General features: G+C 49.4%; 22 protein-coding genes. 8 read left to right on the forward strand and 14 right to left on the reverse strand.

What is annotated here, in order from left to right; genetic code table 11:
- Nucleotides 1-80: 80 nt before the first annotated feature.
- From Q9L42_RS00595 to Q9L42_RS00625, 7 genes are all read left to right on the forward strand, one after another.
- Nucleotides 81-713: a hypothetical protein gene (locus tag Q9L42_RS00595; protein WP_305906574.1), complete on the forward strand. Its 633-nt coding sequence runs from the start codon at nucleotides 81-83 to the stop codon at nucleotides 711-713.
- Complete coding sequence (locus Q9L42_RS00600; RefSeq protein ID WP_305906573.1) at nucleotides 710-1408, forward strand: nucleotidyl transferase AbiEii/AbiGii toxin family protein; 699 nt, start codon at nucleotides 710-712, stop codon at nucleotides 1406-1408. Before Q9L42_RS00595 ends, Q9L42_RS00600 begins: the two co-directional genes overlap by 4 nt.
- Nucleotides 1409-1487: 79 nt before the next feature.
- On the forward strand, nucleotides 1488-3182 hold the full coding sequence (locus Q9L42_RS00605) for an N-6 DNA methylase (protein ID WP_349431720.1): 1695 nt from the start codon (nucleotides 1488-1490) through the stop codon (nucleotides 3180-3182).
- On the forward strand, nucleotides 3179-3772 hold the full coding sequence (locus Q9L42_RS00610; protein WP_349431721.1) for an endonuclease domain-containing protein: 594 nt from the start codon (nucleotides 3179-3181) through the stop codon (nucleotides 3770-3772). The genes Q9L42_RS00605 and Q9L42_RS00610 overlap by 4 nt, the downstream gene beginning before the upstream one ends.
- 3 nt (nucleotides 3773-3775) lie before the next feature.
- On the forward strand, nucleotides 3776-5278 hold the full coding sequence (locus tag Q9L42_RS00615) for a restriction endonuclease subunit S (RefSeq protein WP_305906568.1): 1503 nt from the start codon (nucleotides 3776-3778) through the stop codon (nucleotides 5276-5278).
- A 25-nt stretch (nucleotides 5279-5303) separates the two neighbouring features.
- Nucleotides 5304-5525 (forward strand): hypothetical protein, encoded by a 222-nt coding sequence (locus Q9L42_RS00620; RefSeq protein ID WP_349431722.1) that lies wholly within the window; start codon nucleotides 5304-5306, stop codon nucleotides 5523-5525.
- A gap of 271 nt (nucleotides 5526-5796) precedes the next feature.
- Nucleotides 5797-5952, forward strand: a complete 156-nt coding sequence (locus tag Q9L42_RS00625) for a hypothetical protein (protein WP_305906567.1) — start codon at nucleotides 5797-5799, stop codon at nucleotides 5950-5952.
- A gap of 698 nt (nucleotides 5953-6650) precedes the next feature.
- On the opposite strand, the gene Q9L42_RS00630 is transcribed toward Q9L42_RS00625, so the two are convergent.
- The 9 genes from Q9L42_RS00630 to ffh all read right to left on the reverse strand — a co-directional run bounded on the left by Q9L42_RS00630 (nucleotide 6651) and on the right by ffh (nucleotide 12893).
- Nucleotides 6651-6911: a hypothetical protein gene (locus tag Q9L42_RS00630; protein WP_305906566.1), complete on the reverse strand. Its 261-nt coding sequence runs from the start codon at nucleotides 6909-6911 to the stop codon at nucleotides 6651-6653.
- 39 nt (nucleotides 6912-6950) lie between these two features.
- Nucleotides 6951-7733 carry an acyl-ACP--UDP-N-acetylglucosamine O-acyltransferase gene (lpxA, locus tag Q9L42_RS00635; protein WP_305906565.1) on the reverse strand — a complete coding sequence of 261 codons (783 nt, stop codon included), beginning with the start codon at nucleotides 7731-7733 and terminating at the stop codon, nucleotides 6951-6953.
- A 3-nt stretch (nucleotides 7734-7736) separates the two neighbouring features.
- A complete protein-coding gene (gene xerD, locus Q9L42_RS00640) occupies nucleotides 7737-8627 on the reverse strand; it encodes a site-specific tyrosine recombinase XerD (RefSeq protein WP_305906564.1) in 891 nt (296 codons plus the stop codon).
- A complete protein-coding gene (locus Q9L42_RS00645) occupies nucleotides 8614-9123 on the reverse strand; it encodes a methylated-DNA--[protein]-cysteine S-methyltransferase (RefSeq protein WP_305906563.1) in 510 nt (169 codons plus the stop codon). The genes xerD and Q9L42_RS00645 overlap by 14 nt, the downstream gene beginning before the upstream one ends.
- Before the next feature lie 80 nt (nucleotides 9124-9203).
- Entirely contained in the window at nucleotides 9204-9551 is a 348-nt protein-coding gene (gene rplS, locus Q9L42_RS00650) for a 50S ribosomal protein L19 (RefSeq protein WP_305906562.1), read from the reverse strand.
- 9 nt (nucleotides 9552-9560) lie between these two features.
- Entirely contained in the window at nucleotides 9561-10307 is a 747-nt protein-coding gene (gene trmD, locus Q9L42_RS00655; RefSeq protein WP_305906561.1) for a tRNA (guanosine(37)-N1)-methyltransferase TrmD, read from the reverse strand.
- Between the two features lie 8 nt (nucleotides 10308-10315).
- Nucleotides 10316-10822 carry a ribosome maturation factor RimM gene (rimM, locus tag Q9L42_RS00660; protein WP_349431723.1) on the reverse strand — a complete coding sequence of 169 codons (507 nt, stop codon included), beginning with the start codon at nucleotides 10820-10822 and terminating at the stop codon, nucleotides 10316-10318.
- Nucleotides 10823-10831: 9 nt separating this feature from the next.
- On the reverse strand, nucleotides 10832-11083 hold the full coding sequence (gene rpsP, locus Q9L42_RS00665) for a 30S ribosomal protein S16 (RefSeq protein WP_305906559.1): 252 nt from the start codon (nucleotides 11081-11083) through the stop codon (nucleotides 10832-10834).
- Between the two features lie 454 nt (nucleotides 11084-11537).
- Nucleotides 11538-12893 carry a signal recognition particle protein gene (gene ffh / locus Q9L42_RS00670; RefSeq protein ID WP_349431724.1) on the reverse strand — a complete coding sequence of 452 codons (1356 nt, stop codon included), beginning with the start codon at nucleotides 12891-12893 and terminating at the stop codon, nucleotides 11538-11540.
- A 126-nt stretch (nucleotides 12894-13019) separates the two neighbouring features.
- Here ffh and Q9L42_RS00675 point away from each other — a divergent pair, with 126 nt between their 5' ends.
- Nucleotides 13020-13817 carry a cytochrome C assembly family protein gene (locus Q9L42_RS00675; RefSeq protein ID WP_305906558.1) on the forward strand — a complete coding sequence of 266 codons (798 nt, stop codon included), beginning with the start codon at nucleotides 13020-13022 and terminating at the stop codon, nucleotides 13815-13817.
- Nucleotide 13818: 1 nt separating this feature from the next.
- Here Q9L42_RS00675 and Q9L42_RS00680 read toward each other — a convergent pair whose 3' ends face one another.
- From Q9L42_RS00680 to Q9L42_RS00700, 5 genes are all read right to left on the reverse strand, one after another.
- Nucleotides 13819-14142: a flagellar protein FliT gene (locus Q9L42_RS00680; protein WP_305906557.1), complete on the reverse strand. Its 324-nt coding sequence runs from the start codon at nucleotides 14140-14142 to the stop codon at nucleotides 13819-13821.
- Complete coding sequence (fliS, locus tag Q9L42_RS00685) at nucleotides 14135-14545, reverse strand: flagellar export chaperone FliS (protein WP_349431725.1); 411 nt, start codon at nucleotides 14543-14545, stop codon at nucleotides 14135-14137. Before fliS ends, Q9L42_RS00680 begins: the two co-directional genes overlap by 8 nt.
- A gap of 12 nt (nucleotides 14546-14557) precedes the next feature.
- The gene (gene fliD / locus Q9L42_RS00690; protein ID WP_349431726.1) at nucleotides 14558-16555 is read right to left on the reverse strand and encodes a flagellar filament capping protein FliD; all 1998 of its coding nucleotides are present in this window, start codon (nucleotides 16553-16555) and stop codon (nucleotides 14558-14560) included.
- An 18-nt stretch (nucleotides 16556-16573) separates the two neighbouring features.
- Nucleotides 16574-16984 (reverse strand): flagellar protein FlaG, encoded by a 411-nt coding sequence (locus Q9L42_RS00695; RefSeq protein WP_349431727.1) that lies wholly within the window; start codon nucleotides 16982-16984, stop codon nucleotides 16574-16576.
- A 72-nt stretch (nucleotides 16985-17056) separates the two neighbouring features.
- Nucleotides 17057-18499, reverse strand: coding sequence for a flagellin (locus Q9L42_RS00700; protein ID WP_349431728.1), 1443 nt, complete (start codon nucleotides 18497-18499; stop codon nucleotides 17057-17059).
- Between the last annotated feature and the right edge of the window lie 152 nt (nucleotides 18500-18651).

The following is an 18651-nucleotide window of genomic DNA, read 5'->3' on the forward strand; positions in this document are numbered from 1 at the left end:
TATTCATCTTGCCTTTTTGTAGCTAGGGGACCTACAATGTCCTCTGTCCTCAAACAAAGGACAGTAGGTTTCGTAATAAAATGAAAAGTCAAGATATTGTAGTTCTATTGAAATTGGTTTCACTACATCAACAATTACGGGGTGTAGAACGCTTTCACCAAAACTCGCCGGAGCCCTTTGATTGGCAAGGCTGGAATGATGAAATTGAAGAACAGATAGACGAACAACCTATTGTTCGCCTGCTGGCGGAAGAATTCACTGTACGAGGCTTGGAGGCTTCCCTAGGCATCAGCAAGAGCGAGGTGAACGCCTCCATCAAACGCAGCCAACGTACCGGGTTGATACTCAAGGATCGTAAAACCGGATACCCAAAGGCGAATATCCCTTGTCTAATCGAATTTATTTGTCACGGCCTGAAATATGTCTTTGCTGCGGAACCAGGCGCCATGATGCGTGGTATTCCGACGGCCGCCGCCGCCCCCGTTTTACAGGGAGAACTTATTAGCGCCAGCGAATATATCTACGTTTGGCCGGATCCGATAGGCAAAGAGATGGGCCAGTCGCTTTTGCCCCTTTATAAAAGTGTTCCACATGCCGTCAGGCGCGACCCCGAACTCTATGCCAGCTTGGCATTGATTGACGCCATCCGCCTTGGCAATCCCCGTGAAGCCGGGTTGGCCCGGCATTTATTAGAAAAGAGACTAAAAGCATGACTGCGGATATTCCACAAAAGATGCTGCAAATGCTGGTCCCTGTTGCCGAAGCGTTGGGGGATGAACTATTACCTTATGTTGCCTTTGTCGGTGGCAGTACCACGGCGCTTTTAATTAGTGATCCCATAACCCGTCATGCGGTACGGTTTACCGAAGACGTGGATCTGATACTCGACATCGATGGCCGCGCCCAATGGCATCGCTTTCAGCAGCAACTGCGTGAACGTGGCTTTAAAGAAAGCATGGAGGAAAACCTCACCTGCCGCATGATGCTGGGAGCGCTAAAGGTCGACTTCATGCCTGCTGACGCCTCTATCCTTGGCTTTACTAATTGTTGGTATCATGCCGCATTGACCAATGCGCGTCCCTATCCACTAACGGATCAGATCACCATAAATCTGCTGGCTCCGGAATATTTCATTGCTACTAAGTTGGAAGCCTACCATGGTCGGGGCAATAACGACCCGATGGGCAGCCACGATTTGGAAGACATCATCAATCTTGTGGATGGCCGCATCGAACTATTGAATGAACTTCAGCAGGCAGAAGAAAACGTGCGGCATTATATTGCAAAACAGTTTGCCGGACTGCTACAACACCCCGACTTTGAATATGCTGTTCTGGGAAACCTGCAGGACGCCGGCCGAAGCGAACTGTTTTTTGACCGCTGGGAACAAATTGCCGCCCTCAAATAAGCAGAAAACAGCATAATTTATACATGACAGATGCAACACATATAGAAAACGGGATTTTCTATACATAACGAGAACAACAATGACTAACAACGATATTGTCCAAAAACTCTGGAACCTGTGCGACGTACTGCGCGACGACGGTATTAACTACAGCGATTACGTCACCGAGCTGGTGCTGCTCTTGTTTATCAAGATGGTGCATGAAAACACCGAAGCCGGTACGCTGAAAAAACACCCGTTGCCCCAAGGCTGTCGCTGGACCGATTTGAACTCTAAATCCGGCATCAACTTGCTTAATGATTACAAAGCAATATTACTGGCTCTTTCAACCGGCAAGCGCACCGAAGCCGACCCGGACGAACAAGGCAAAACTGTAGAGGTGCAAGTGCATGACGACCCGCTGATCAGCGCCATCTACACCGATGCGCAAACCCGCCTGCGCGAACCGCGCCACTTGGAACAAATGATCAAAACCCTGGACCAGATCGACTGGTTCAGTGCACAAAAAGACGGCCTGGGCGATTTGTATGAAGGCTTGCTGGAAAAAAACGCCTCCGAGACCAAATCCGGCGCGGGCCAATACTTCACCCCGCGCGCCCTGATCAACAGCATGGTGCGCTGCATCAAGCCGCAGGCCGGCGAACTGATACAGGACCCGGCCGCCGGCACCGCCGGCTTTTTAATCGCCGCCGACCAATACATCAAACAGCAAACCGACGACTTGTTCGATCTGAATGCCCAACAGCAACAGTTCCAAAAAAACAAGGCCTTCATCGGCGTCGAACTGGTGCCCTCCACCCGGCGTCTGGCGTTGATGAACTGTTTGCTGCACGGCATGGAAGGCGACGACGAAGGCGTCGTGCATTTGGGCAATGCCTTGGGCCTAGCCGGTGCAGGATTGGCCAAGGCCGACGTGATTCTGGCCAATCCGCCGTTCGGCACCGCCAAGGGTGGCGAAGCCAGCATCACCCGCGATGACCTGACCTATAAAACCAGTAACAAACAGCTGGCCTTTTTGCAGCACATCTACCGCAACCTGAAACCCGGCGGACGCGCCGCGGTGGTGTTGCCGGACAACGTCTTGTTCGAGGCCGGACAAGGCACACAGATTCGCCGTGATTTAATGAACAAGTGCAACCTGCACACCATATTGCGCCTGCCGACCGGCATCTTCTACGCCCAGGGCGTCAAAACCAATGTGCTGTTTTTCAGCAAAGGTTCGGCCGGCGACAAGCACCAGGAAGAAAACTGCACCGAGAAGGTCTGGGTCTACGACCTGCGCACCAATATGCCCAGCTTCGGCAAACGAAACCCCTTCGGCGAACAGCATTTAAAACCGTTTGAAAAAGCCTACACTCCCCTCTCCCTAGAAGGGATAGGGGCCGGGGGAGAGGGTGAATACGCCACGGACTTTCTTAAACAAAGAAAAGAAGGCGAATGGTCATTCGACGCGCAAAAAATTGAAACGCCAAAAACCGACGAAAACCAAAACGTCGACGACCGCCTAGCCCACAGCCGCTGGCGCTGCTTTAGCCGCCAATGGATAGCCGAACACAAAGGCGATTCGCTGGATATCAGTTGGCTGAAAGATGCCGACAGTGTCGATGCCGCCAATTTGCCTGAACCTGCCGTGTTGGCTGGTGAAGCGATGAGCGAACTGACCGAAGCTTTACGGGAATTGGATGGGTTGATGTTGGCGTTAGGGGCTGGCGGTCAAGCACAAGTACAAAAAAACCCGTTGGCCGAAATTCTGGACACTGGTAACGAGATATGATTCTTCCTTACGACAAAGCACTTAAAGCCAATAGTCGTGCGTTGCGCAGCAACCTGACCGACGCCGAGCAAAAACTCTGGCAAGGCCTACGCCGTAAACAAATCAACGGCTGGCAGTTTTACCGGCAAAAACCCATAGGACCTTATATCGTCGATTTTTATTGTGCAGCCGCTCGATTGGTTGTGGAGCTCGACGGTAGCCAGCATTTTGAAGCTCAACACCGGGAAGCTGACCAGAATCGGGATGAATATTTGCGCAGCTTGGGTCTAACGGTTTTACGGTTTGATAATCGGCAAGTGTTAGCGGAAACTGAGGCTGTATTGGAAGTTATTAGACGAATCCCCCCCAGCCCCCCTTTTTCAAAGGGGGGAGATAACGCCACTGATTTATCATCGATACCATCATCTGTCGATAACCATGCTTATCCTTTGGCAACAAACCAAGCCTCGCCTCTCCCAACCGAAGAAACCCAAAACCCAGTCCCCCCCTTTGAAAAAGGGGGGTTAGGGGGGATTAAACAAAACCATAGCCCGACCAACGACCAGCCTAAAAATGAAGATTCGATTGATAAATACACTGGATGGGAATAGATAATGGCGGAGGTGAAATTGCCGAAAAGTTGGATAGTTTCTGATTTGAACAGTATTTTGCTGTGCATCGTTGGTGGCGGTACACCAAGCAAATCAAACCTAAGTTACTATCAGGGAAATATTCCTTGGATGAGTGTTAAGGATATGAATAAAAATATCCTTGTGGATACAATTGATCATATCAGTCAAGAAGCCGTTGATAACAGTAGCACGAATGTAATTCCAGCAGGTACGCCAATAATTGCAACGCGTATGAGCCTTGGGAAAATTGTTATGGCTAAGTTTGATTCGGCTATTAACCAAGATCTAAAGGCATTATTTCCTTCAGCGAGTACATCTAGTGATTACTTGGTTTATTGGTATCGTTCAATTACTAGGCAAATCGAACAATTAGGTACAGGTACGACTGTTAAAGGCATCAGGCTTGAGAATATTAAGGCATTGGAATTTCCGGTAGCTCCTCTCGCCGAACAAAAAGTCATCGCCGACAAACTCGACATCCTGCTGGCGCAGGTGGAAAGCAGCAAAGCCCGCCTCGAACGCATCCCTAAAATCCTCAAACGCTTCCGTCAATCCGTCCTCGCTGATGCGGTGAGCGGAAAGTTGACGGAGGAGTGGAGAGAGGCGCAAAATCACTACCCCAATCTCGTTGACGAATTACACCGAGTAGCAGACAGTGTCGTTGCAAATGCCCCAACAAATGCACAGAAAATAAAACTGTCGAAAGTTTACTCTGAAATAGAGAAACCAATTTTACTTACTGTTAATGTACCTAAGAACTGGATAATTTGTAATCTAGCAAAACTTTGCGAACCTTTTAGCTATGGTACTTCTGCTAAGTCAAAATCGGATGGTGAAATTCCTGTTCTGAGAATGGGTAATTTGCAAAATGGGCAGCTTGATTGGAGTAATCTTGTTTATACGTCTGATAAGCAAGAAATTGAAAAATATAAGCTGTCCAGTGGTGATGTGCTTTTCAATCGTACAAATAGCCCGGAGCTAGTTGGTAAAACAGCAATATATAAAGGTGAAAGAAAAGCTATTTATGCAGGTTACTTGATAAAGGCTCGTTGCTTAGAGCTACTTTTACCTGATTATCTAAACTATGCTCTGAATAGTTTTTATGGTAAAGACTATTGTCGACAAGTTAAATCTGATGGGGTTAGCCAATCAAATATCAATGCTCAAAAACTTGGTGCATTTGTATTGCCATTACCATCAACCGAAGAACAAACCGAAATCGTCAACCGTGTCGAACAATTATTCGCCTACGCCGACACCATAGAACAACAAGTGCAAAACGCCTTAATGCGGGTCAACAAGCTAAGCCAATCCATCCTCGCCAAAGCCTTCCGTGGCGAACTCACCGAACAATGGCGCCAAGAAAATCCCGACCTGATCAGCGGCGATAACAGCGCCGAAGCCCTATTAGCAAAAATCAAAGCCGAACGCGAAGCCATGCAACCGACGAAAAAGAAAACCCGTGCGAGGAAGGTGACGGCATGAGGCTTTTTAGCATTTCATTACGACAATGCAGGAATCCGGCTGCAACACCAAAAATACAAAAGGTAACGGCATGAAACCAGTAAATAGTAGTGATCAATTAAGCTGGATAGTCATTGAAGGATATAAATCTATCTCAAAGTGCGAACTAAAAATGGGTTGCCTCAATGTGTTGATCGGAGCCAACGGCGCTGGCAAATCGAATTTTATTCAGAAAAGGGGACAGATTTATTTTCTGGAGGGCCGATAAATAAATCTGTCCCCATTTCCCAGTACAAAACGCCCTGGCGCGGGTCAATAACCTAAGCCAAGCTATCCTCGCCAAAGCCTTCCGGGGCGAACTCACCGAGCAATGGCGCAAAGACAACCCCGACCTGATCAGCGGCGACAACAGCGCTGAATCCTTATTGGCAAAAATCAAAGCCGAGCGAGAAACCATACGGCCAAAAAAGAAACCCCGTGAGAGGAAAATGACGGCATGACCACTTCTACCACTTTATTCCCGCAACGAAGTAGCCCGGATGAAGCTTGCGGAATCCGGGATGGCGTGGTTTGCCTATCCCCGTATTTCGCTACACTACATACGGGCTACGCTACTGGCGCATGGCAGCGGAGACATTGATAAAGACGACTGGATGTTTGCATCGACAAAAAGGGTCGATGAGGGCTGGATTTAATCCCAAAGTATGCAGAAAAGGGGACAGATTCAGAAAAGGGGACAGATTTATTTTCTGGAGGGCCGATAAATAAATCTGTCCCCATTTCCCCACACCCATTTCCCCAGAACAGGTTTTTGGAGAATCTGTGCTATTTGATTTATTGGGGAAAAGTGGCTCCGAAGATTTGCGCCCTAGCTCCGAATATTTAACTTCGTGCTCCGAAGATTTGCCACCAAGCTCCGAAGATTTGTCTTTGAGCTCCGAAGATATGGATGAATTTGGCCGCTTGCTGAGCCACTTGCTTTCTGCACCAGTCGTGCATGACCTGGCCAAGTTGACGCCGGAGTTTCGGGATCGACTTGAAGCTAGAGCAAGGGAACCCTGAACAAAAAAACGCTTGCCCAAAGAGGTAATGCGGCAGGTATTGATAGATCTATGTAAAGATCAGTTCATCACTCGCCAATGTCTTGCACAACTTGTTAAGCGGGACCCGTACTGACTTAGACAGCAGTATTTGACAGAACTCGTTGATGAACAGAAATTAACATTAGCATTCCCACAGAGTCCCACGGATAGCCGACAGGCATACATGACGAATAGCATAAAACCTGAGACTTCTGATTCCTAATCGGAACCTCACGACGAATAATTCAATGAAGGGAAAAATGGATATGCAGTTGAGTCCAAACCTGAGATGATTAACTGCATTTACCAGGCTATCGCGATGAGCGATTGTTATTGAGGGCCGGACATAAACGCCGTTTGTTTTGTTCAGGCTCCCGGGAACAGTCCTCTTTCCGGTGTTGATAGCATAAAACGCAACGGTTAAGGCGGCGCTGGTAACGACAATAAGCCCAGATCACCAGCCGGTCCAGACGATTAAACTTATCTTTATTTTCCAAGGACCGTAGATACTGTTCGACGGACAATGCCGTATAAAGACGTCGGGCCTGATTGATTAACGTGTCGTTATCCATTTTTATCTCCAGGCAGAAACCAGCACCACTATTACACGATCAGTCTTCGATTCGCTTCACATCGATGAAACCATGCAAACCGCGTTTGCTGTCTACCGCCAGCCATTGTTTCAGCAATTCCAACTCTTCGGTCTGCTCCAGCTCATCGAGGCTGGCTTTCTTTTTCAGCAGACGAAAGGCGGAAGATAAGACTTTGTAACGCGCTCCGTTAATCCCGGCGCGTTTCAAACCGACCGTATTCAAGCGATAATGCTTGGCGGGCCTACCGCCGATCAACATGAATGGTATGACATCCTTATTTAAACCGGTCGTTCCCTGAACGATGGCATAGGAACCGACGCGGCAAAATTGGTGCACGACGACGCCACCGCCCATGAACACATTGCTGCCGACTTCGACAAAACCGCCGATTGCGACATTATTGGCGAAAATGGTTTTATCGCCGATCACACAATCATGGGCGACATGGCTGTTGTTCATGAAAAAACAGCCGGAGCCGATCCGAGTGGCGCCGCCAATTTGTGTCGCCCGGTGCGCGGTGAAGCCTTCGCGGAAGGCATTCCCATCTCCAACCTCCAGCCAGGACACCGACTCCGGGTCGAAACCGACATCTTGCGGCAAGCCGCCGAGGACCGCGTGAGGATGCAGGATGTTGCCCTCCCCCATCTTGACATAACGCTGCACCACGGCATGAGCGCCGATCTGACAGTGGTCACCGATCGTCACATCATCTTCAATCACGGCAAACGGACCGACTTTGACATGCTCCCCCAATATCGCACCGTCGGCGATGTAAGCAGTCGGATGAATGTTTCGAGTCATGTTTTATCCTCTCGGGTGAAATTTTGCATGCAAATCTTTTAACCTTTCCTGGGCGATATGAGTATATATCTGCGTGGTCGACAAATCTGAATGGCCCAACAACAATTGCACCACGCGCAAATCGGCGCCATGATTGAGCAGATGGGTGGCGAAGGCGTGGCGCAGGGTATGCGGCGACATTTCCTTGTCGATGCCGGCTTTTTTGGCGTAGCGCTTGATGATATGCCAGAACGCCTGCCGTGTCATGCCGTTCGCCCGTTTTGTCACAAACAAATGATCACATTGCCTGCCCGACAACAAGGTTTGCCGGCTATCTGACAGATATCGCTCGAGCCAATCTATCGCTTCTTCGCCTATCGGCACCAGGCGCTCCTTGTTGCCTTTGCCGGTGATGCGTATGCAGCCGCGCTGCATATTGAGCTGAGTAAACTTCAAACCGACCAACTCCGAGACTCGCAAGCCTGTCGCATAGAGCATTTCCAACATGGTCCTGTCTCTGAAGCCTAACGGCGCAGTAATTTCCGGCGCCGCCAACAATAACTCGACGTCGGCTTCGGACAAGGTAACCGGCAGAATTCTGCCGACATACGGCGCTTCGATCAGGGCGGTCGGGTCCACACTCACCCTGCCTTCTCTCAGTAAATATGCGTAGAAACGCCTTAAACTGGACAAGATTCTGGCCGAAGAGCGAGCGCCTATCCCTTGGTCATAGCGGTCGGCTAGAAACTCGGACACATCGGACTCATCAACTTCTTCCAGCATCTTGTCCTTCAGCCATTTGGCGAACTGTTTCAAATCGCTGCCATAGGCCGCTAGAGTGTTGTTGCTGAGACCGCATTCCACCCATAGAGCATCCAAAAACAAATCGATCAAATCGGCCTTATTGGCTTGCATGGCGCTCCCTCATCGATGACTCGTAACACAGTATCCGGCGTTTCAATTCGACAAACTCACCTTGACGCTGCCCCATGAAGCCGCCGATGCCGTTAGCGGAAACCACGCGGTGACAAGGAATAATGCCGGGAAAGGGATTGTTTTTGCAAGCATTGGCGACCGCGCGGGCGCCCGAGCCTAAGCGCTTAGCCAATTGCGTATAGGTTAACGTTTCCGCAAATGGAATCTTGACGAGCTCAAGCCAGACTCGATTGCTGAACGAGGTTCCCTGTTTTTGCAAATTGACGGTCAGCCGAAGATCATCCGGGTTTTCCAGGTAGCGTTTAATCGATTGCGCCAAAGGCTGGTTCAGTGAGTCTCCTGGCGTAAGCAGCCATGCGCTTTTTTGGATGACATCTCCGGACAAATGCAAGCGCAGAGTCGCAAATTCAGTCGCGACGTCTAAAACAGTCAATTCGTCGACTATGCTCGATTGCCATTGTATCGTTAACGTCATTTATCACTTTCCGGCAAGCAAAAAAAAGGCAGCCGTCTAAGCTGCCTTTTTTTAGAAGCGGATTCCGCCATGCTCTGTTATCAAGAAAGTTTTTCTTTGATACGAGCCGCTTTACCAGTCAGTTCACGCAAGTAGTAAAGTTTCGCGCGACGTACATCACCACGACGCTTGACTTCGATACTGCCCACTAAAGGACTGTGTGTCTGGAAAACACGCTCAACGCCAACGCCATGAGAAATTTTTCTGACGGTAAAGGCCGAATTCAAGCCGCGGTTACGTTTGGCGATAACGACGCCTTCAAAAGCCTGCAACCTCTCGCGAGTACCCTCTTTTACTCTAACCTGAACAACAACTGTGTCACCTGGAGCAAATTCCGGTACGTCTTTTTTCAGCTGTTCTGCTTCCAATTCTTTAATAATATTACTCATTACCACACCCTAATTAACATCAACTTCAGTTTTAAATTCTTCCAGCAAAACAGTCTGCTCTGCCGTTAATTCTATATTTTTTAGCAAATCCGGCCGTCTCAACCAGGTTCGCCCCAGCGCCTGTTTCATTCGCCAGCGTTCAATGGCGGCATGATTACCGCTCAACAACACCTCCGGAACATCGCCCAATTCTCCCCTCTCCGGCCGGGTATAATGCGGACAATCCAGCAAGCCATGCATATGTGAGTCCTGCTGCGCCGAATTTTCATCTCCGAGCACCCCCGGAATCATGCGAGTGGCCGCATCTATCACAATCAGCGCCGCCAACTCGCCGCCGCTGATCACGTAATCGCCTAACGACCATTCGTCGTCACAGACGTTAGCGATAAAACGTTCATCGACGCCCTCATAACGTCCCGCCACCAAAATCAACTGCGAAACATCGGTAGTTTCGCCGATCAGTGCCTGAGTGATCGGTTTACCTTGCGGACTCAAATAAACCACCTTCGAGTCGCCTGAGAGGCCTTGTTTTTTGGCGTCATTGACCGCATCCAGCAGCGGCTGATATTTCATCACCATGCCGGGTCCACCGCCATAAGGGCGATCATCGACGGTCTTATGATTGTCATGGGTATAGTCCCTGGGATTCCAGGTCGTCAACCGAACGATATCCCGCTCTATGGCCTTACCCGTGACACCATTTCTAGCGGCATCTTCCACCATCTGTGGAAACAGGGTCACGACATCAAAACGCATTGCCGCCACTAAAAATCGGGATCCCAGTCCACGACCATCACGCCTTGCTCAAGATCGATCGATAATACCGTCTGTTGCTGCAGAAAAGGAATCAACCGCTCTTTTCCATCGCCCTTAACGACTAACACATCATTGGCGCCGGTTTCCAGCAGATGATCGACCGTCCCTAACGCGACACCCTGATCGGTTTCAACCCGCAAACCCACCAAATCGGCCCAATAGTATTCACCTTCTTGCGCAGCGGGCAATTGCTTTTTATCAATCAGGATCTTGCTGCCAGAAAGAGGAGCCGCCATGTCTCGATCGGTTATTCCTTCTAGTGCGGCAACCACTAATTTGCCCTGACGCTGTCCACCGACCAGCTTTATTTCCTTGATCTCGCGCCCCTTTTGCAAATACCAAGGCGAATAATTAAGGATATTTTCTCTAGGCTGAGTATAGGAAAAAACCTTGACCCAACCCTTTACTCCGAAAACGCCGGATATCTCTCCAACGTTGATTAAGTCGTCGTCCAACAATGATACTTATTCAGCAGCCTTGGCAGCGTTTTTAATCAACTTGGCAACACGCTCTGAAGGTTGAGCGCCATGAGATCTCCAGTACGCAATACGTTCGTTGTCCAAACGCAATTTCTCTTCGTTGCCGCGAGCCAAAGGATTGAAGAAACCTAAACGCTCGATATAACGACCATCACGGCTGTTTCTGCTGTCAGTCACAACAACATGATAAAAAGGACGGTTTTTTGCGCCACCTCTGGATAAACGAATGGTTACCATTTAACAAACACCTTAAAAAATATTGAATCAGAAATTTAATCCGCCTATTTTACGCGATTTTTCTAATATGTGAAGAATAATTTAAAAAATAGCAACAATTCCCCATTTGGACACCTAAAAGCGCTTGGGTCGCGTCTGGCGGGGCAAGGATACCGTTGAAGTCCCCAAGGCAGGTTTACCCAGCACCTAAATTCCATGGCTAATGGACTATAATTTACATTCCTGGATAATTTAGGTGCTGGGTGAACGGCGCTCCTCGACAGACACACCGCATGCCCTAAACACAGCAAAAATGCTCAAACTGGGAATTGCTGCCTAAATCCATGGTTACTGGACTATACCAGGATAATTTAGGTGCTGGGTGAACGAACGGCGCTCCTCGACAGTCCCCACCCCCTAAACACCGCTAAAACGCTCAACCTGGGAATTGCTGAAAAAAAATAGCTAGCGCAAGTTACATGCGCATTCCCCGCATATTGCTTTTCATGCCGCGCATCATATTCGCCATATTGCCTTTAGTGAAGCGCTTCATCATCTTCTGCATCATCTTGTGTTGCTTGAGAATACGATTGACATCCTGCAATTCCTGTCCGCAGCCGGCCGCGATTCTTTTCTTACGATTACCTTTAATCAAATCCGGAAACCGTCGTTCTTGCTTAGTCATCGAATTGATCACCGCGATCTGCCGCGCCAACGCCTTATCGTCGACTTTGTCCTTCATGTCCTTGGGCACCTCATTCATGCCCGGCAGCTTATCCATCATCGCGCCGACGCCGCCCATATTCTGCATCTGCAACAACTGATCCTTTAAGTCATCCAGATCGAAGCTCTTGCCCTTTTTGATTTTTTTCGCCAGCTTGTCGGCTTTTTTCTTATCCGCCTTCTGCTCGATTTCCTCGATCAGCGACAGCATATCGCCCATGCCGAGTATCCGGGAGGCGATTCGATCGGGATAGAAAGGCTCTAAGGCATCGGTTTTCTCCCCCATACCGATAAACTTGATCGGTTTACCGGTAATGTGACGAATCGATAATGCCGCACCACCACGCGCATCACCGTCCGCCTTGGTCAAAATCACACCGGTCAACGGCAAGGCGTCATGGAAAGCCTTTGCCGTATTGGCGGCATCCTGGCCGGTCATGCTGTCGACGACGAACAGCGTCTCGATCGGATTAATCGCGCCATGCAACTCCTTGATCTCGCCCATCATTTCGTCATCGATATGCAGACGACCGGCGGTATCGACAATCAATACATCCAAAAACTGACGTCTGGCCCCATCGATGGCTCGGTTGGCGATATCGACCGGCTTTTCCGACGCATCGCTGTCAAAAAACACCAATTCCAGGTCGTCCGCCAGGGTCTGCAATTGCTTGATCGCCGCGGGACGATAAATATCGGCGCTGACCACGCCGACTTTTTTCTTTTTCTGGTGCTTCAGATAGCGGCCCAGCTTAGCGACGGTTGTCGTTTTACCGGCCCCCTGCAAGCCGGCCATCAGCACGACTGCGGGCGGGTTGGTCTTCAGGTTCAGCTCTTCATTGGCTTCCCCCATCACCTTGACCAGCTCGGCCTGAACCACCTTGATCAGCGCTTGCCCCGGAGACAAGCTGTTTTGCACCTCTTGTCCTAATGCGCCCTCCTTGACTCGTTCAATAAAATCGGTCACCACCGGTAAAGCAACATCGGCCTCCAACAGCGCCATCCGCACCTCACGCAGGGCTTCCTTGATATTGCTCTCTGTCAGGCGGCCCTGACCCTTTAACTTCTTAAGAGTACCGCTTAAGCGGTCGGTTAAATTATCAAACATATCGCTATCTTTATTTTCAATTTAATCAAGACAGAGCTTTTGCCCTATGACTATTCAGTTGGTTATATTACCATATCTAGTTCTTTTGATTATTATTTCTGCGCACAGAACTCCCCAGGCCACAATATGAATCCTGCAATCATCGGTATCCTGTCTATTTGCTGTTATTCGGTCAGTACTTTGCTATTGTCAAAAGACATCATCGAAGAAAAATCGCAGCCGCGCTCCATTTACCCCGGCTGGCTAGCCGTACTGCTGCACTTTGTCTATACCGCTATCATTTCGTTACAGCAAAACAGCCTTGATTTCAGCTTTTTCAGCATCGGCTCGACGATTGCATCCATCATCGCCCTATTATTACTACTGGCCAGCCTGAACAAACCGATCGAAAAACTGGGGGTGGCGATTTTTCCACTTGCGTCCTTGACGTTGGCGCTGACCATGCTGCTTCCCGGCCAAGATAATAATCAGTTGCATTATAGCTGGCAGATGAACACCCATATCTTCAGCTCGATCATCGCCTTCAGCTTGTTGAACATCGCCGCTCTGCAGGCCATCTTCCTGGCCATACAGGAACAACAACTGAGAAAACATCCGCCCCGAAAAATCATCTTAACGCTGCCGCCGCTGCAAACCATGGAATCGTTGTTATTTCAAATGATCACCACTGGCGTCATATTTTTGACTGTTTCACTAATTAGCGGCTTTATCTTCATCGACGACCTGTTCGCCCAGCATCTGGCGCACAAAACAATCCTATCGATACTGGCCTGGGTGATTTTTTCGGCGTTATTGTTCGGTCGCATCCGCTATGGATGGAGAGGGAAAACAGCCATTCAATGGACTTTGATTGGCTTTGTTTTGCTGCTGCTGGGTTATTTTGGCAGCAAGTTGGTGTTGGAGTTGATCTTAGAGAAAACTTAATTCATTCGGTTGCGTACGCTTTTACTGCACTTTTGCCTTTGTTCATTTTCTGAATTTGTTGCTGCAATAGGTTGCGCTCCTCCCGAACAAGCGTCGCCAGCTGCTTGTCACTTTCGATGATGTATTCGATCGATTCCGCGATGCGCACCTCATCTACCACTGTTTCTTCGGCAAAAAAATCATGAATCAACCGATCCCTAAGATTTTGTAGCTCTGAAATCGATTCCCAGCGCTGTTCCTTGGCTCCTCCCAGCATCAAATCGGTCAACTCAAGCATACGCCCTAAAGCGAGTTGCTTCCGAGCAAGCAGCTCAACCTCAGCCATTGGCCGCCTGCCGAACATCCACAGGAATAGCCACCCAAGCAGACCTGACTTCCTTAATTAAATCAGCCACTTCAGATAATATCGCCAAATCGTTGTTCAAATTTGCTTCAAATAAACGTCTCTGCATATAGTCATAAAGATTGTCCAGGTTTTCTGCTATTTCACCTCCCTGTTCCTTATCGAGTGAAGCACGCAAACCATCGACAATGGCGATAACCCGCCCGATTTTCTGCCCTTTTTCCTCAATGTCATTACGCTCTATCGCCCCCTTGGCGATGGCAATTCGCTCCAATGCGCCGTCAAACAGCATCACGATTAGTTGATGAGGATCAGCCGAATCGGCACCGACATGAGTGCCGACCTGCTTATATTGGCTCATCGCTCTATTGGACAATGCATTCATCATTTTCCCCTTTTATTTATTCTTAGCTAAATTATTATATGGCAGTGTAGCCAATTGCTGACTTAAAAAAGACCCGGTACTTTGTATCTGCCCCAGTAACGCATCCATGGCATTGAAACGACTCAACAGCCTTTCCTCATACTGAGCAATTTTATCTTCCAATTTCAGCCTCTCATCATCAATTGATTCCAAACTTTTTTGCAAGCCTTTGGTTTTAGCGGTTAAGGCTCCGTCACTATCGAGCAGGCCGCCCAATACCGCATCCAGTTTCTCCATCAAGCCTCGGGAGAAATCAACTGCCCCCAGATTCCCACTGACACCCCCCTCGACGAACAATTTCAATCCATTGGTAGCGGTCAAATACTGCCCCTCCCCATCGGCATCAATGCCACCGATAGTGCCCGCCACATCACTACCGGTAGTGCCGACCGCAGCCGCTAACCCCAGATCACTTGCATTCGACTGGGTAATCTCAACCGTGGATTTAGAACCGAAAGATTGGGAGGCAATTAACATCCGATTATTGGCGCTGTCATAACTCACCGAGACCTTAGCATCCTTACTTCTTATATTCTCATTGCCATTGATTTGGGCTTGAATCTCCTTGGCTAGTTCATCTCCACTGGCATAGGATCCAGCGGTTAGGGTAATGTCGCTCGATAAAACGCCATCGACCTTAATCTTGAAGGTATCATTGACGCCCGCATTGACGATTAATGAACTCACACTATTATTAACGCCGGACAATAACGCTTGCGTCGCCGCTTGCGTCACATTGACCGAGTACTTTCCGGTGGGCGTGTCATCGGAGTTGGAAAAAAAGGAAACACTGTCATTGCTAGGCCTGCCAATCTGCGTAAACACCGCAGCAACGCCGTCCGGATCGGACGCCAATGCGTCGGTTAATTTGCCGCTATCAAGCTTCAAGGAGCCATCGGCCTGCGTTGTCACCCCCAGATCAACCAATGTCCTGATTGAGGTTCCTTCCAATCCGCTAACCAAACTGCCCATCACAGAACGAATTTGACTCATCCCTCCTCTGAGTGTCGCATCCCCCAACAATGCACTACCCGACTGGCTAGCAGGATCATAAGCGCTTAAATCATTGACCGATGCCACCAACTCATTGTAACTTTCAACAAAACCTTGCAATGCCTCGACAACGCCCCCCGTCGACCGGGTGATATCGAGATTGATCGCCTGTCCAGGCTTAGCCTGGGCCAGGTCCAGCGTCACTCCTTTGAGAGTATCGTTAAAGGTATTGGTCTCGTTGGTAACATCTAACCCGTTGACACTCAAGATAGCATCCTGAGCAACCTGGGTCTGCTCCATATTTGTCGCCGTGGCGTTAAATTCAAACTGGGCTAGACTGGGGTCGTCAACTGAAATTTGCATGCTGTTCGCTGCACCGGTTTGCTCGGAAGCGAGCACCAAACGATAGGCGCTGCCATCATAGATGATGCTGGCGTTTACACCCGCTTTCGCCTCGTTAATGGCATCACGCATACCGGTTAAAGTATTGTTGGTTGCGTCGAGACTCAGCGTCAAAGTTCCCTGCTCGGCGTTTTGACTGAAGCCGTTATATGTATCGGATACAGAGTCATAATCGGTGGTGCCGAATTTGATCGTTAGCGTTCCCGTCCCAACCGTCGCCTGGGCATCGGCAAATCCGGCCGAAACCAGGCTTTGCGCCTGCGCCAATTGTTTCGATTCAAGATTGAAGCGCCCGATATCGGCATTGCTGCTGACCGAGGCACTAACGACATCGCTGTCACTGGACTTTGCCTGCAAGGCGTCGAATTTTCCGGCGTCTCGCAATCCCGCCAACGACGCTCTAAAAGAAGACAAGCTACTTTTGAAGACGCCGTATGAAGACAACTTGGCCTGGATATCCGATTCTTGCTTGGTCAAAAGAAATTCCTGTGGCTGCCGTTCGGCAGCCACTAGACCATCGACGATACTGCGAATATCGATGCCAGAACCTAAGCCTAAAGACGATACCCCTGCCATTACTCCCCCTTGTCTTAATTACGCCTTATCTTTCAACAACAAACCGTCAAACCTATTTGTCTCATTGGACAATTCATGCAATTGTTCGGCCAATTTAATGACAAACTCCGGCGGAATTTGTCTGATTATTTGGTCGGTTTCAGCATCCTTCACTTCAATCACGACATCCTGGGTCGTTTCGTTGACCGAAAAAGCCAAGCTGCGCCGCTCGGTTTGAAAAAATTGATTCACGTCGGATACCGCTTGCTCGACTTCCTTTTTCTGTAATGGCGATGAATTCATTGGTTTTAAGGCAATTTCGTTGCGAGTCACAGTTTGACTTTCGCCTTTCACAGATTCTACTCCTGCCTCCCTATCTCCGACCGTTTTAACGACAGGGGCACCCCGGACACTTTCCCCCGCATAAGGGTCTGAACTTTTAATATCCATTTTTATGCCCTCGCAAAAATATCAACAATAGCAGAATGACGGCAAACTATTGCCGTCATTCCTTTTCCACTGTTATCCCAGTAATGACAACACACTTTGAGAAGACGCATTCGCCTGGGCCAGCATCGAGACACCGGCTTGCTGTAAGATCTGACTTTTTGCCAACTTGGATGACTCTTGTGCGAAATCCGCATCCTGTATCCGCGATCTCGCCGCCGAGACATTCTGAGACACATTCTCCAGATTGGATATGGTGGCGGAAAACCGGTTTTGAATAGCCCCCAGGTCCGCACGGGAGTTGTCGATAAAATCCAAGGCTCCGTCGATGATGCTCAAGGCGTCGTTCGAGCCTCGCTGGGTACTGATATCGACCGTTTCCACTGATTGCAAACTCGACGTACCGGCTGCAACGGTGCTAGAAGTATCGGCGAGAGTAAAGTTCTTGGAGGAATTATAGGTAATGCTACCCCCTACGGTGATATCCCCCCCCGAAGACGCCTGTGTCGCTCCCACTGTCGCATCGAACGCGCCGGTTTCGTCAATTCCATTGACATTAAATGTTCCGGTAATATTATTGAGCCTGATATCTTTCCCGGTGTTTTGAGTCAGCATGATCTGAGTTTTGTCGTCACTGACCTTCGCAGTAATGCCTGTTTCACCGGATACCGCATTAATCGCGTCGCTTAAGGCGCTGACATCGCCGTCGGTCGGTATATCGGCAGTAATACTGACCGCTGTACTGTTCGAACCGGTCAAATCCAGACTGATCGAACCGCTGGAAAAACTATCCAGCTCGACAAAATTGACCGCTTGCGCCGACACCCCGGTACTGTCGGCAGCCGCGTTGACCGAAGACGCTATTTTTTCCGCGGAATCGCCAGCATTAACGGTAATGTCCGCAGAACCGAACGCACCGGTCACCGTCATGGTTCCGGAAGCCACCCCGTTTACCCCTCCAGATCCCTGGGCGGTTTGGATCGCATCAGAACTCGTCAGCTCCTGAGTTCCGATACTGCCGATGCGCGCAGTGCCTACACTGACGTTGATTGTCTGCCCGGCATAGGCGCCGACATGGAAAGCCTGGGAATTGAATGAGCCATCCAGCAGATTTTTACCGTTGAAACTGGTGGTCGTCGCGATACGCTCCAACTCCGCCTTCAATTGGTTAACCTCTTTCTGCAGGCTGGAACGATCCGAGGCGCTATTGGTGTCGTTGGCCGATTGCACGGCAAGTTCACGCATTCTTTGCAGGATATTGGTTGATTCCTGCATCGCGCCTTCCGCGGTCTGGGCCAGGGAAATGCCGTCGTTGGCGTTTCTGACCCCTTGGTTCAGGCCTCTGATTTGCGCGGTCATTCGATCACTGATCGCCAACCCCGCGGCATCGTCTTTCGCGCTATTAATGCGCAAGCCCGAAGAAAGCCGTTCCATGGCGCTCGCCATGCCGGTTTGGGAACGGTTCAATTGTCTTTGAGCGTTGATTGATGCGATGTTTGTATTGATAACTTGAGCCATGATGCTACCCTCTGGATCTTGATTTAAACCCGCCTTTAAACTGGTCAAAGGCCGTATTAGATTGTGTGTTCACAATGGTTATCGTCAGGGCCGGAAAAAACTTAACCCTTTTTCACCATTCAACATCTGCACTAGTTCACAAACATCGCTCA

Origin of the sequence: Methylomarinum sp. Ch1-1, from assembly GCF_030717995.2 — a bacterium.
GTDB classification, from domain to species: Bacteria; Pseudomonadota; Gammaproteobacteria; order Methylococcales; family Methylomonadaceae; genus Methylomarinum; species Methylomarinum roseum.

Excerpts from the sequence above, each read along its gene's own strand:
- Q9L42_RS00615 (WP_305906568.1), top strand. The coding sequence starts at position 3,776 with ATGGCGGAGGTGAAATTGCCGAAAAGTTGGATAGTTTCTGATTTGAAC.
- trmD (WP_305906561.1), bottom strand. The coding sequence starts at position 10,307 with ATGCGTTTTGATGTCGTGACCCTGTTTCCACAGATGGTGGAAGATGCC.
- Q9L42_RS00630 (WP_305906566.1), bottom strand. The coding sequence starts at position 6,911 with ATGGATAACGACACGTTAATCAATCAGGCCCGACGTCTTTATACGGCA.
- Q9L42_RS00675 (WP_305906558.1), top strand. The coding sequence starts at position 13,020 with ATGAATCCTGCAATCATCGGTATCCTGTCTATTTGCTGTTATTCGGTC.
- rpsP (WP_305906559.1), bottom strand. The coding sequence starts at position 11,083 with ATGGTAACCATTCGTTTATCCAGAGGTGGCGCAAAAAACCGTCCTTTT.
- Q9L42_RS00605 (WP_349431720.1), top strand. The coding sequence starts at position 1,488 with ATGACTAACAACGATATTGTCCAAAAACTCTGGAACCTGTGCGACGTA.
- fliS (WP_349431725.1), bottom strand. The coding sequence starts at position 14,545 with ATGAATGCATTGTCCAATAGAGCGATGAGCCAATATAAGCAGGTCGGC.
- Q9L42_RS00610 (WP_349431721.1), top strand. The coding sequence starts at position 3,179 with ATGATTCTTCCTTACGACAAAGCACTTAAAGCCAATAGTCGTGCGTTG.
- Q9L42_RS00700 (WP_349431728.1), bottom strand. The coding sequence starts at position 18,499 with ATGGCTCAAGTTATCAATACAAACATCGCATCAATCAACGCTCAAAGA.
- Q9L42_RS00645 (WP_305906563.1), bottom strand. The coding sequence starts at position 9,123 with ATGACGTTAACGATACAATGGCAATCGAGCATAGTCGACGAATTGACT.
- lpxA (WP_305906565.1), bottom strand. The coding sequence starts at position 7,733 with ATGACTCGAAACATTCATCCGACTGCTTACATCGCCGACGGTGCGATA.
- xerD (WP_305906564.1), bottom strand. The coding sequence starts at position 8,627 with ATGCAAGCCAATAAGGCCGATTTGATCGATTTGTTTTTGGATGCTCTA.
- Q9L42_RS00625 (WP_305906567.1), top strand. The coding sequence starts at position 5,797 with ATGAAGCTTGCGGAATCCGGGATGGCGTGGTTTGCCTATCCCCGTATT.
- rplS (WP_305906562.1), bottom strand. The coding sequence starts at position 9,551 with ATGAGTAATATTATTAAAGAATTGGAAGCAGAACAGCTGAAAAAAGAC.
- Q9L42_RS00620 (WP_349431722.1), top strand. The coding sequence starts at position 5,304 with ATGCAGGAATCCGGCTGCAACACCAAAAATACAAAAGGTAACGGCATG.
- Q9L42_RS00595 (WP_305906574.1), top strand. The coding sequence starts at position 81 with ATGAAAAGTCAAGATATTGTAGTTCTATTGAAATTGGTTTCACTACAT.
- fliD (WP_349431726.1), bottom strand. The coding sequence starts at position 16,555 with ATGGCAGGGGTATCGTCTTTAGGCTTAGGTTCTGGCATCGATATTCGC.
- Q9L42_RS00695 (WP_349431727.1), bottom strand. The coding sequence starts at position 16,984 with ATGGATATTAAAAGTTCAGACCCTTATGCGGGGGAAAGTGTCCGGGGT.
- Q9L42_RS00600 (WP_305906573.1), top strand. The coding sequence starts at position 710 with ATGACTGCGGATATTCCACAAAAGATGCTGCAAATGCTGGTCCCTGTT.
- ffh (WP_349431724.1), bottom strand. The coding sequence starts at position 12,893 with ATGTTTGATAATTTAACCGACCGCTTAAGCGGTACTCTTAAGAAGTTA.
- Q9L42_RS00680 (WP_305906557.1), bottom strand. The coding sequence starts at position 14,142 with ATGGCTGAGGTTGAGCTGCTTGCTCGGAAGCAACTCGCTTTAGGGCGT.